The organism is Spirosoma radiotolerans (assembly GCF_000974425.1).
GTDB lineage: Bacteria > Bacteroidota > Bacteroidia > Cytophagales > Spirosomataceae > Spirosoma > Spirosoma radiotolerans.
Genome location: NZ_CP010429.1, coordinates 5,485,135 through 5,496,852 on the forward strand (window position 1 = coordinate 5,485,135; position 11,718 = coordinate 5,496,852).

The window sequence follows — 11,718 nt, forward strand, 5'->3', positions numbered from 1 at the left end:
CAATTAGTCTCCATAATAGTGAATACGCTCAGTTACAAAACCATCTCTGCCAACAAAGAAACGGCGCAGAAGGAGTGGGTTGTGGTTGACGCTCAGGGTGAAGTGCTCGGTCGGCTGGCCAGCAACATCGCACGCCTGATTCGCGGCAAACACAAAACCAACTTCACGCCACACGTTGACTGCGGAGACAACGTGATTGTCATCAATGCCGACAAGGTTCGCCTGACCGGTGCCAAGATGACCGACAAAGTCTATGTCCGCCACACAGGTTATCCTGGTGGTCAACGGTTCGCATCGCCCCGGTTGCTGCTTGAAAAACATCCCGAGCGTATCATCGAACACGCCGTAAAAGGTATGTTGCCGAAAAATCGGCTTGGTCGTCGGTTGTATACCAACTTGTACGTTTATGCCGGTGGTCAACACCCTCACGAGGCTCAGCAACCAACAGAAGTTAAATTCTAAGTCATAATGGATCGTATTAATACCATTGGCCGCCGTAAAACTGCCATCTCCCGCATCTACATGTCGGCGGGCAGCGGAGCCATCTCGGTGAACGGAAAAGATTACAAACAGTATTTTCCTACCGAAGTCCTGCAAATCATTCTGAACCAGCCGTTCGCAACGGTCAACGGTGTTGGTGGTTACGACGTAAAAGTGAACGTTCGTGGTGGTGGTGTGGCCGGTCAGGCCGAAGCTACGCGTATGGCTATTGCCCGTGCACTCGTCGAAATGAACGCTGAGTTCCGTCCGGCCCTCAAAAAAGAAGGCTTCCTGACGCGGGATTCGCGTATGGTAGAACGGAAGAAATACGGTCGTCGGAAAGCCCGTCGTCGGTTCCAGTTCTCGAAACGTTAATTTGGTTTCACGTATTCAGTTCACGGTTTTCTGTCAGATTCTCAACTTATTTGCTGATAACCGACCACTGAAAGCGATAAACCTTATACCGATTTTGTCCAGACTACCCTTAGATGATGCCGACGGGTGGTGCTGCGTATTTTTTAACAACATTCATTTTTCAAGTCGGAAATGGCACAAATTGAATATAAAGATCTCCTCGACGCTGGTGTGCACTTTGGCCACCTTACGCGTAAGTGGGACCCCCGGATGGCTCCGTATATCTTCATGGAGAAGAACGGCATCCATATTATTGACCTCAACAAAACAGTGGCAGCACTGGACGAAGCCGCGAATGCGATCAAAGGTATCGTTCGTTCAGGCCGGAAAGTGATGTTTGTAGCAACGAAGAAGCAGGCTCAGGAAATCGTTTCGGAAGAAGCGCGTCGCCTGAAAATGCCCTACGTGACAGATCGCTGGCAGGGCGGTATGTTAACGAACTTCGCTACAATCCGCAAGTCGCTGAAGAAAATGCAAACGCTGGACAAAATGCTGAAAGACGAGGAGACCGTCAAGAGCATTGCCAAGCGGGAGCGTTTGACACGTACGCGTGATAAAGAAAAACTGGAGCGCGTATTGGGCGGTATTGCCGACCTGACTCGTTTGCCAGCGGCTTTGTTTGTTGTTGACGTGAAGCGTGAACACATTGCGGTTGCTGAAGCCCACCGTCTGGGTATCCCCGTATTTGCTATGTGCGATACGAACTCGAACCCCGAAGAAGTTGACTTCGCGATCCCAGCCAATGATGATGCTTATAAGTCGATTTCGCTGATTACGCTTGCCATCGGTAAGGCCATTGAAGAAGGTCTGATGGAGCGGAAACAGGATAAAGACGATCAGCGCGTTCAGGAAGAGGAAGAAGCTAAACGTTCTGAAGATCTAGCCCAGGCTAAGGCCGAAGGCGAAACTCAGCCTGAAGCTACGGCTGCTGTTGCTGAAGACGACGAGCAGGACGCATAAAAAGGTTTATGGTATATAGTTTTCGGCGGTCCGTCGCTACGGTTGTTAACGCACTGGGAACTATATACTGAATACCGTAAACCCGAAATGGAATAGCCCGTAGCCAGCCGCTATGGGCTATTCCATTTCAGGATGTAATGCCTTGAGTACCAAACATTTTTTGGCAATTTAATTAGACAATCCCCTATTATTATGGCAATTACTGCTGCTGACGTAAATAAACTTCGGCAAGAAACCGGAGCCGGCATGATGGACTGTAAAAAAGCCCTCACCGAAGCCGATGGCGACTTTGAAAAAGCAAAAGAAATCCTGCGTAAGCAGGGTCAGAAAATAGCCGATAAACGGGCTGACAACACAACGGCTGAAGGCATTGTACTGGCACACGTTAGTCCTGATGGCAAAAGCGGTAAAGTAATCGCTCTGGCCTGCGAAACCGAGCCAGTCTCTAAGGTGGCCGATTTCCAGAATCTGGCAATGACCGTTATGAGCACCGCCGTTACCACAGACGCGACGGACAAAGCGACTTTGCTGGCTACACCACAAGCCGATGGTCGTTCTCTTCAGGATCACATCACCGATCTGATGGGTAAAATTGGCGAGAAAGTCGATGTTGCTTCTTTTGAAACAGTTACTGCTGATCAAGTTGTATCGTATATCCACTCAAACGGCAAGTTAGGCGTATTGGTAGGTATGACGAATACGAATGGTACAGACGTCACTGAAGTTGGCAAAGATATCGCTATGCAGATTGCGGCTATGAAGCCCGTTGCTTTAGATAAAGACGGCGTTGATGCAACAATCGTACAACGCGAAATTGAAATCGGCAAAGAACAGGCTCGCCAGGAAGGTAAGCCCGAAGCTATGCTCGAAAAAATCGCCTTGGGTAAGCTTAACAAGTTTTACAAAGACAACACCTTGTTGAACCAGGAGTTTGTTAAAGACAACTCACTGACGATTGCCCAATTGTTAGAAAAAACAAGCAAAGGATTAACCGTCACGGCTTTCAAGCGGGTATCGATTGGTTAATATTTCTTATCAATAGCATTGCAAAATACCCGGCTGAATAGCCGGGTATTTTGCGTTTATAGGGTTTCCATTTCTGAATGGAAAGGACACCGTTGAAAGTAAGCGTATTCGTACATCATAAAGTAATCAGATTAGCCATTGTTACACAGTAAAGGAAGCTCATACCCAAACAATGCACAATGCACTATAAATTTCCTTTTATTATACAATAGTATAAATTTTACCTATATTTAAATAGACATTTTTGACTATTTTTGTTTCTTAATAAGCTTGTTTTATATAACTTCATTGACCGGGCTTATCCAAATTGGCCGGATTTAAAAGTCTGCTACAAAATGTTGGACTGGTTCAACCAAAGGTTGTAACCCTTTTGAGGAAAATTTAACAGAAACGACATTTTTTACTATCAGACCTTAAGTTGCTGTTACTTTCAGCACCTTTTCATGTCTTATCAACCATTACTGTAAAGAATGGAGACAATTTCAGATGAGGAGTTAGTACGCTTATACGTAGAAACACAGCGGAACGCCTATTTTGAGCGATTATATGAACGATACTGCGATAGAGTTTATCGAAAATGCCTATCGTTTATAAAAGATCCGGTCCGCGCGGAAGACCTGACGCATGATATTTTCCTCAAACTAGTTGTTAAACTAAGTAGCTTTCGCGAGCAGGCTAAATTCTCGACCTGGCTCTATTCAATCACTTACAATTACTGTACGGATCAGTTACGGTCACAAAATCTGCGCCGGGAAGTGTACATGGACGACGGTTGGGAACGACTAGACGTTGGCAATGACGACGGCCTGGCCGAATTAGCCGAACTGGAGGCTAAACAACTTCAAAAAGCCCTCCACCAACTTCCTCCTGAAGAACAGACAATGTTACTTATGAAATACCAGGATGACATTAGCATCCGGGACATTGCTGATTTGAATGGATTGACAGAGAGTGCAGTTAAAATGCGGCTCAAACGATCTCGTGATAAACTCCGTAAACACTACCTCGAAGGGGCTGTATTCTGGCTACTGATAGCCATTAAACTAGCTCTTTCTATTCGCTGGCCTTTTCGCTAAACAACTCCCGATGGAAACTCCAAATCCTTTTAAAGAATTCGAATCAGATGCTGTTTGCCCACCTCATTTAAAAAATGAGATAGTTTCTGAAATCGATCTGATCAGAAACGCAATCACTCTTGTCGATGTCTACATCGGCGATTTGTTTGATCTGGCTGCCGTCCTCGCAGACCCACTTCTCATAATGCCAACTGAAAAAAAACCCTCTTTATGAAACAGCTTCCTAATCTAGCCGAAGTAATCCGTAACACATTCCAGAACCTAATCAATCAGTTCATTGAATTTGTACCCCGCATATTTGGAGCAGTGCTGATTTTGTTTATTGGCGTTGGTGTTGCCCGATTAGCGGCTTTTATCATTCAGCGGATTCTGGGCCGGGTAGGGTTCGATAAAATTGGGAACCGGTTGAACGAAATCAGTATCATTAAACAGCTCAAAACCGAAATCAAACTCAGCGAGATCATTGCCAAAATTCTCTATTACTACATTCTGCTGATGTTCATTACAGCTTCGACTGAAACGTTGGGCGTGGGGGTGATCACCGATATGGTATCGTCGCTGGTGAATTTCATTCCCAAGCTGGTCGTGGCGGCCATTATGTTACAAGTAGGCGTTTTACTGGCCGATGCCTTGCGGGAAGCAGTCCTTGGCTTGTGTAAATCGTTCAATATTAGTTCGGGGCGGCTGCTTAGTATGATTGTCTTTGTTTTTTTCCTGATTGTTACCATCATCAGTGCACTGGGTCAGGCAGGCATCAATACAGAACTACTGGAATCAAGTTTCAATCTCATTATTGGAGGAACAATATTCTCCTTTGCCATAGGCTATGGCTTTGCCTCACGGGATTTGATGGCCAATATTCTGTCCTCATTCTATACAAAAAATAAATACAAAGAAGGGCAGACCGTACAAATCGATCAGGTAAAGGGTGAAATTATCAAAATTGACTCGTTGTCATTGACACTTCGCACCGGCGACACCACCACCGTGATTCCTATACAAGTCTTACAAACGAAAAATGTAGAGCTATTCCAGGCTTCTGATTTATAGGCGATTACCCACAAAGTTTTTTCTTTTAACTATGAAGAATGTAGTATATCTGCTGATGGGCTGGCTTATACAAAGCCAGGTAACAGCACAGGATTCGACCAGAGTAACGACAAATTTTAAGGACACGGTAGCCGTCAAAATTGATACCTCTTATTGGCAGCGCTCATTCAGTGGAGGCCTTAATTTCAATCAGGCCTCCTTCAGCAATTGGTCGGGAGGGGGCGTCAATTCGGTAGCTATTGGGGGCGTTATCGCGGCCCGCGCCTTGTATGAAAAGGGGAAAACTTCCTGGGACAATACCGCCGATCTTCAACTAGGCTATGTTACCCAGTTGGGAAATACCCGCAAAGCAGCCGACCAGATTATTGTAATTTCTGTGCTGGGTCATCAAATAGCCCCCAAATGGGATTTATTCATTTCCGGCACGTTCAATACTTTTTTCACTGCCGGTTATCGGTACGACAAGCTTCCAGCCGATCAAACCAGTCTCAAAGTTTCCAACTTTTTCGCACCGGCGCAGTTGACCTTTGCCGCCGGTTTAGCCTATAAACCCACCGATTGGTTTGCCCTCCGCCTAAGTCCTTTGGCTCCCCGTTTTACGTTCCTGGCGGACCAAAGTGTACGTGTGCGGCAAGACGCTACAACGGGTAATTATGTGGCTGATCCTACTCAAAAAGTTTATGGTGTTGATCCGGGAAAAAGCAGCCGAACGGAATGGCTGGCATTTCAATTGCAGGCTGTTCTGAATAAAAATTTAAGCGAAAACGTCTCTTTAAACACTCGCTATCAGCTGTTTACCGAGTATTCACAGTTCAATAACATTAATCACCGGCTCGACCTTATTTTAACGGCTAAAGTGAGTCGGTATTTAAACACAACGCTTGGCTTTATCGCCCTGTACAATAAAGATTTTAGCGCTTCTTTACAAATTCAGCAAACAGTGGCAATTGGCCTTTCCTATAATTTAAGCTCTTTCCGTAAAAAGAAAGACAAGGCTGACCCTACTTCTGGTCGCTTTTAGCGTATATTAATTTTCTAAACTAAATTAATAGCCTTATGCTAAGCGAATTCCGTACATTCATCGCCCAGGGTAACGTATTAGATTTAGCCGTTGGTGTCATCATCGGCGCTGCTTTTGGCAAGATCACAACCTCTTTAGTTGAGGACATCATCAACCCCATACTAGGGCTGCTTCTTGGTGGTGTTGATTTTAGTCAATTAAAAGTTGTGCTAAAAGAGGCCGTTGGTACAACTCCCGAAGTTGCTATCCGATACGGCAATTTCCTGAATACACTTATACAGTTCCTGATCATTGCCTGGGTTGTTTTTCTGATTGTTAAACTTGCCAATCGCGCCCGTTTATCGAGCTCACTGGCTCCTAAGGCCTGACGCCTGCCAGGAAAAAATTTACCCCAGAAGCCCTGACCTATAGTCAGGGCTTCTCCATTTATGCGTTATTTTGCTGACTGTAAAGCTTTTTTATGTCAGGTCAAAAAATAGTCATTCTGGGTGGGGGCGAAAGTGGCGTCGGAGCGGCCCTGCTGGCGCAAGCCAAAGGTTTCGATGTCTTTCTCTCTGATAGAGGGGCACTTAAGCCCGAATATAGAGCCACCCTGCAGGCAGCCGGTATTCCCTTTGAAGAGGGTCAACATACTGAAGAACGCATTTTAGCGGCCACAGAAGTCGTCAAAAGTCCTGGTATTCCGGCAACGGTTCCACTCGTCCAAAAGCTCCGGGCCCAGGGAACGCCTGTGATTTCTGAAATCGAATTTGCGGCTCGATACACCCGGGCAACCCTCATCGGGATAACCGGCAGCAATGGCAAAACCACCACCACGCTGCTGGCTTACCATCTGCTTAAAACAGCCGGGCTGAATGTAGGGCTGGCCGGAAACATCGGCGACAGTTTTGCCGCTCAGGTTATAACGGACAACTTCGATTACTATGTATTGGAACTGAGCAGTTTCCAACTGGACGATATGTATCAGACCCATCTCGACGTCATGGTGCTGCTTAACATTACACCCGATCACCTCGACCGCTACAACTACAGCTTTCAGAATTACGTAGATTCCAAATTTCGGATTTTACAGAATGCCCGGCCGCAGGATACCTTCATTTATTTTGTGGAAAGCCAGCCCATTACGGACGAATTGGCAAAGCGACAGCCAGACGTACTGCACCTGCCCATTTCTCTAAAAGCCACCCCGTCGCCCGGTGGCTATGTCATTGATGGGCAATTGATTGCGAGAAACAAGACGGCTTCGTTTGCCATTTCGCAAAGTGATACGCCCTTACGCGGGCCACATAATGCCCTAAACATGCTGGCGGCTATACTGGTGGCCCAATCGGTGGGTATCCCGAACGACGCTCTTGAGGCAGGCCTGAAAACGTTCCAGAATGCAGCCCACCGACTCGAGCTAGCCGGTACGATCAACGGCGTTCAGTTCATCAATGATTCAAAAGCGACGAATGTGGATTCTGTTTTTTACGCGCTCTCCAGCATGGACGCGCCAACCATCTGGATTGCAGGGGGCCAGGATAAAGGAAACGATTACAGTCAGTTAGATGAACAGGTGCATAAAAAAGTAAAAGCACTGATTTGTTTAGGCGTAGACAATCATAAATTAGTAGAATATTTCGGTGGTATGGTTCCCTTGATTTACGAAACACAGGACATTACCGATGCTATAATGAAAGGACTCGAATGGGGAAATCCCGGCGATGTCGTGTTGTTATCACCCGCCTGCGCGAGCTTTGATTTATTCAAAAATTACGAAGATCGCGGGAATCAGTTTAAAGCAGCTGTAAGAAAGATGTATGATGCATGATATAGAGCCTATATTCTATACTACAGATTCGCATACATCATACCTCTTATATCATACATCAAAAAATCATGTTTCTTCGCGACTGGATTCGTACACATCTTAAAGGCGACCGCCAAATCTGGTGGATCGTGCTTTATCTGTCCATCATGAGTGTGCTGGTTGTTTACAGCGCAACGGGTACCAAAGCCTTTCGTGAGCTCGACGGTAATACCGAGATCTTTTTGCTCAAACATGGGTCCCTCCTGCTTATCGGGCTGGCCTGTACGTATTTCGCGCACAAGATCAATTACGTGTATTACGCCCGGCTCTCGAAATTTGGCTTGTGGCTCTCCATTCCTTTATTACTATGGGCATTCTTTAAAGGCTCAACCCTCAATGATGCCTCGCGTTGGGTAACAATTCCAATTATCAACCAAACGTTTCAACCCTCCGATTTGGCCAAACTGGCCCTTATTTCCAACCTGGCCGCAATGCTGGCCAAGCGGCAGCGTTTCATGAGCGACCCGATCGTGCTCTTCAACCTGATTCTCTGGATTGGTGTCATTTGCTCGCTCATTATCCTCTCGAACACGTCAACCGCCCTGTTGCTCGGCGCAACCTGCTTTTTGCTCATGTACATTGGCCGGGTGCCGGTGCGCTACCTGGGTTATATGATTGCGGTCTGTGTTGTGTTTGGTGGGATAGCCCTGGCGGCCGGGCAACGCTTCGGCACAGCCTCGAACCGGGTAAAGAATTTCATGAGTTCCGATACAATTTTTTATCAGGTCGAGCAATCGTATATCGCCCTGGCCAACGGTGGACTAACGGGTCAGGGACCGGGCAACAGCCACCAGCGGAATACCCTGCCCAACCCATTTTCTGATTTCATTTACGCAATCATTGTCGAAGAATATGGCCTGCTGCTGGGAGGCATTCCGGTTGTGCTGGCTTATATCTGGTTTTTGTGGCGAGGGATGAAAACCCTCCAAAAGGCAACCCGCCCCTTTGGAGGACTGTTATCGGCGGGTTTAACCTTTAGCATTGTTTTTCAGGCCTTTGCCAGCATTTGCGTAGCGATTGGCCTGGCCCCTGTAACAGGACAGCCACTCCCGCTACTAAGTATGGGTGGCACGTCGCTCATTTTCACGGGTTTGGCAATCGGTATTGTGCTGAGCGTGAGCCGCGACGAAGCCGACGAAAGTAAAATTTAACCTTCGTGGTGTACGGTTCACCGTTTTCTGTTTACGGACGTTGGCCCTACCGAATGGTCTTACCGTAAACAGAAAACCGTAAACCGTATTCCATAACCACTTACTGGATGAAAGTTATTATCAGCGGGGGCGGCACTGGCGGGCATATCTATCCAGCTATTGCGATTGCCAACGAACTCAAAACCATGGATGCAACAACAGAAATTTTGTTTGTTGGCGCTGAAGGGAAAATGGAAATGGAAAAAGTACCTCGCGCTGGCTATACTATCGTGGGCTTGCCCATTGTGGGTATCAAACGGGAACTGACGATGGCAAATCTGGCCTTTCCGTTTAAATTAGGGACCAGTTTACTTCGGGCCCGGCAAATCGTTCGCGACTTCCGCCCCGACGTAGCCGTGGGCGTGGGTGGCTACGCCAGTGGTCCCCTACTCCTGGCCGCATCTATGCATGGTACCCCAACGCTAATCCAGGAGCAAAATTCCTATGCAGGGCTGACCAACAAAGTCCTGGCCCGCTGGGCGAAACGAATTTGTGTTGCTTATCCGGGTATGGACGCGTTTTTTCCGGCCGAAAAGATCAAGGTTACAGGCAATCCCGTTCGCAGCGATATTCAGTTTTCCAGTGAAAAGGTAACGGCTGGCCAAACGCTCTTTAGCTTGGAAACTAACCGCCCCACATTGTTGATTATTGGGGGCAGCCAGGGAGCCCGCAGCATAAACGAGAGCATAGAAAGCGGGCTGCAACGCTTTGTTGACGCGGGTATTCAGGTAATCTGGCAAACGGGACCAGCCTTCATTGAACGGGCGAAAACAGCCATAGCTGCCACTGGCTCAGACCTGATCAAAGCTTATGATTTCATTTACGATATGGACAAAGCCTACGCTGTTGCCGATTCGGTGGTGTCGCGGGCGGGCGCGTTGTCGGTATCGGAGCTGTGTCTGGTTGGTCGCCCGGCCATTTTGGTACCGTTTCCGGCAGCCGCCGAAGATCATCAAACCAAAAATGCCATGAGTTTGGTCGATCATAACGCTGCCCTACTCGTGAACGACCGAACAGCTCGACAGGAACTGGTTACAGCGGCCCTTAATCTGCTGGCGAATCAGGCTCAACAGCAGCAATTAAGCCAGCAGATTAAGACATTTGCCCGACCAAACGCGGCTCGGGATATTGCCAATGAAGTAGTGAAATTAACAAAATGAGGCTATTTGGAGTAGTATATACGCAGGCGACGTATACGCATGCGCTTCTGCTCCTTCCTCCCAACAAGAATGACATTAGACCAATTTAAGTACATTTATTTTCTGGGAATCGGCGGAATCGGCATGAGTGCGCTCGCCCGCTGGTTTCAGGTGAATGGCTATGCTGTAGCCGGATATGACAAAACCCCCACGGCTCTTACCGAAGCCCTTCAGGCCGAAGGTATGGTTATCCATTTTACGGATGATGTTGAGCAGATCCCGACCGCGTTTCGAGAAAACCCAGCCGAAACGCTGGTCATTTATACGCCTGCCATTCCCAAAACGCATTCGGAGTACATATACCTGACGGAACAGGGGTTTATTCTCCAGAAACGCTCGCAGGTGCTGGGCTTACTGGCAGGCCAGATGACAACGATCGGGGTGGCCGGTACGCACGGAAAGACCACTACATCGTCGATGGTGGCGCATATTCTGCGCGATGCCGGAGTTAACTGTGCGGCTTTCCTGGGCGGTATTACAAATAATTATGGCACAAATTTTTTGCTTAATCAACCTGCCGATGACCTCCGGTCTGTGGTGTGTGTGGTTGAAGCCGATGAGTTTGACCGCTCGTTTTTAACCCTTTTTCCAACGTACGCCATTGTCACCTCCACCGATGCCGACCACCTCGACATTTATGGAGCCCACGACGCTGTGCTCGACTCATTCGGCAAGTTTGTTAGTCAGATCGAACCCGAGGGTGTGCTGTTCATGAAGCAAGGCTTGTCACTTGCCGATAAAACCAAAGCTTCTGTTCGGCCCTATTCACTGAAAGAGGGCGATTATTACAGTCAGAATTTACGGATCGAGCAAGCCACATTCATCTTCGACCTGGTTTATCCAGGCGGTGTTATTACCGATATTCGATTGACCGTTCCGGGCTTTCACAATGTCGAGAATGCGGTAGCTGCGGGAGCGGTTGCGCTTGAAGTTGGTGTATCGCCCGAGGCTATTCGCCTGGCTCTCAACAGCTACCGGGGCGTTCGTCGCCGGTTCGAATACATCCTAAAAACCGATTCTATCGTATTTATCGATGACTACGCTCACCACCCGGCTGAGGTGCAGGCATTTTTATCGTCGGTAAAGGCCCTTTATCCAGATCGAGAAGTAACGGCTATCTTTCAACCCCATTTATTTAGTCGCACCCGGGATTTTGCGGAAGGGTTCGCCGAAAGTCTGTCGCTGGCCGACCATGTTATTCTCCTGGATATTTATCCAGCGCGTGAATTACCCATAGAAGGTGTTACCTCAGACTTGATTTTTCGGGACGTACACTCGAAAACAAAGAAAAAATGCACCAAAGCGGAGTTACCCGACGTTTTGCGAAAAATGAAACCCACACTACTTGTAACCATTGGCGCGGGAGACATTGACCAAATGTTAATACTTTTAAAAGACACACTTGTAGACCAATAGATAAATATATCCCAAAAACAATCCAGCTTATTTACAG

Annotated in this window: 13 protein-coding genes; all 13 read left to right on the plus strand. The window is 47.5% G+C overall.

The features are described from left to right. Positions 1–18: 18 nt before the first annotated feature. The 13 genes from rplM (at position 19) to murC (ending at position 11,681) form a co-directional block, all read left to right on the plus strand. Complete coding sequence (gene rplM / locus SD10_RS22305; protein ID WP_046576880.1) at positions 19–462, plus strand: 50S ribosomal protein L13; 444 nt, start codon at positions 19–21, stop codon at positions 460–462. Positions 463–468: 6 nt separating this feature from the next. After that, on the plus strand, positions 469–855 hold the full coding sequence (gene rpsI, locus SD10_RS22310) for a 30S ribosomal protein S9 (protein ID WP_012929223.1): 387 nt from the start codon (positions 469–471) through the stop codon (positions 853–855). A 171-nt stretch (positions 856–1,026) separates the two neighbouring features. Then, positions 1,027–1,854 carry a 30S ribosomal protein S2 gene (rpsB, locus tag SD10_RS22315; protein ID WP_046576884.1) on the plus strand — a complete coding sequence of 276 codons (828 nt, stop codon included), beginning with the start codon at positions 1,027–1,029 and terminating at the stop codon, positions 1,852–1,854. Positions 1,855–2,046: 192 nt separating this feature from the next. After that, positions 2,047–2,880 (plus strand): translation elongation factor Ts, encoded by an 834-nt coding sequence (gene tsf, locus SD10_RS22320; protein WP_046576886.1) that lies wholly within the window; start codon positions 2,047–2,049, stop codon positions 2,878–2,880. A gap of 470 nt (positions 2,881–3,350) precedes the next feature. After that, positions 3,351–3,956, plus strand: coding sequence for an RNA polymerase sigma factor (locus tag SD10_RS22325; RefSeq protein ID WP_046576888.1), 606 nt, complete (start codon positions 3,351–3,353; stop codon positions 3,954–3,956). 10 nt (positions 3,957–3,966) lie between these two features. Beyond that, entirely contained in the window at positions 3,967–4,170 is a 204-nt protein-coding gene (locus SD10_RS22330; RefSeq protein ID WP_046576890.1) for a hypothetical protein, read from the plus strand. After that, positions 4,167–5,006 (plus strand): mechanosensitive ion channel family protein, encoded by an 840-nt coding sequence (locus SD10_RS22335; RefSeq protein ID WP_046576891.1) that lies wholly within the window; start codon positions 4,167–4,169, stop codon positions 5,004–5,006. The genes SD10_RS22330 and SD10_RS22335 overlap by 4 nt, the downstream gene beginning before the upstream one ends. Positions 5,007–5,037: 31 nt before the next feature. After that, entirely contained in the window at positions 5,038–6,027 is a 990-nt protein-coding gene (locus SD10_RS22340; RefSeq protein WP_046576893.1) for a DUF3078 domain-containing protein, read from the plus strand. A 35-nt stretch (positions 6,028–6,062) separates the two neighbouring features. Then, positions 6,063–6,395 carry a large-conductance mechanosensitive channel protein MscL gene (gene mscL, locus SD10_RS22345; protein WP_046576894.1) on the plus strand — a complete coding sequence of 111 codons (333 nt, stop codon included), beginning with the start codon at positions 6,063–6,065 and terminating at the stop codon, positions 6,393–6,395. A gap of 92 nt (positions 6,396–6,487) precedes the next feature. Beyond that, positions 6,488–7,837, plus strand: coding sequence for a UDP-N-acetylmuramoyl-L-alanine--D-glutamate ligase (gene murD / locus SD10_RS22350; RefSeq protein WP_046576896.1), 1,350 nt, complete (start codon positions 6,488–6,490; stop codon positions 7,835–7,837). 68 nt (positions 7,838–7,905) lie between these two features. Next, positions 7,906–9,027: an FtsW/RodA/SpoVE family cell cycle protein gene (locus SD10_RS22355; RefSeq protein WP_046576897.1), complete on the plus strand. Its 1,122-nt coding sequence runs from the start codon at positions 7,906–7,908 to the stop codon at positions 9,025–9,027. Positions 9,028–9,134: 107 nt separating this feature from the next. Continuing rightward, the gene (gene murG / locus SD10_RS22360) at positions 9,135–10,226 is read left to right on the plus strand and encodes an undecaprenyldiphospho-muramoylpentapeptide beta-N-acetylglucosaminyltransferase (RefSeq protein ID WP_046576899.1); all 1,092 of its coding nucleotides are present in this window, start codon (positions 9,135–9,137) and stop codon (positions 10,224–10,226) included. A gap of 69 nt (positions 10,227–10,295) precedes the next feature. Beyond that, positions 10,296–11,681: a UDP-N-acetylmuramate--L-alanine ligase gene (murC, locus tag SD10_RS22365; protein ID WP_046576900.1), complete on the plus strand. Its 1,386-nt coding sequence runs from the start codon at positions 10,296–10,298 to the stop codon at positions 11,679–11,681. The last annotated feature ends 37 nt before the right edge of the window (positions 11,682–11,718 follow it).

Bases quoted from the DNA above. Each gene is read 5' to 3' on its own strand.
- rpsI (WP_012929223.1), top strand. From the start codon at position 469: ATGGATCGTATTAATACCATTGGCCGCCGTAAAACTGCCATCTCCCGC.
- rpsB (WP_046576884.1), top strand. From the start codon at position 1,027: ATGGCACAAATTGAATATAAAGATCTCCTCGACGCTGGTGTGCACTTT.
- tsf (WP_046576886.1), top strand. From the start codon at position 2,047: ATGGCAATTACTGCTGCTGACGTAAATAAACTTCGGCAAGAAACCGGA.
- SD10_RS22325 (WP_046576888.1), top strand. From the start codon at position 3,351: ATGGAGACAATTTCAGATGAGGAGTTAGTACGCTTATACGTAGAAACA.
- SD10_RS22330 (WP_046576890.1), top strand. From the start codon at position 3,967: ATGGAAACTCCAAATCCTTTTAAAGAATTCGAATCAGATGCTGTTTGC.
- SD10_RS22335 (WP_046576891.1), top strand. From the start codon at position 4,167: ATGAAACAGCTTCCTAATCTAGCCGAAGTAATCCGTAACACATTCCAG.
- SD10_RS22340 (WP_046576893.1), top strand. From the start codon at position 5,038: ATGAAGAATGTAGTATATCTGCTGATGGGCTGGCTTATACAAAGCCAG.
- mscL (WP_046576894.1), top strand. From the start codon at position 6,063: ATGCTAAGCGAATTCCGTACATTCATCGCCCAGGGTAACGTATTAGAT.
- murD (WP_046576896.1), top strand. From the start codon at position 6,488: ATGTCAGGTCAAAAAATAGTCATTCTGGGTGGGGGCGAAAGTGGCGTC.
- SD10_RS22355 (WP_046576897.1), top strand. From the start codon at position 7,906: ATGTTTCTTCGCGACTGGATTCGTACACATCTTAAAGGCGACCGCCAA.
- murG (WP_046576899.1), top strand. From the start codon at position 9,135: ATGAAAGTTATTATCAGCGGGGGCGGCACTGGCGGGCATATCTATCCA.
- murC (WP_046576900.1), top strand. From the start codon at position 10,296: ATGACATTAGACCAATTTAAGTACATTTATTTTCTGGGAATCGGCGGA.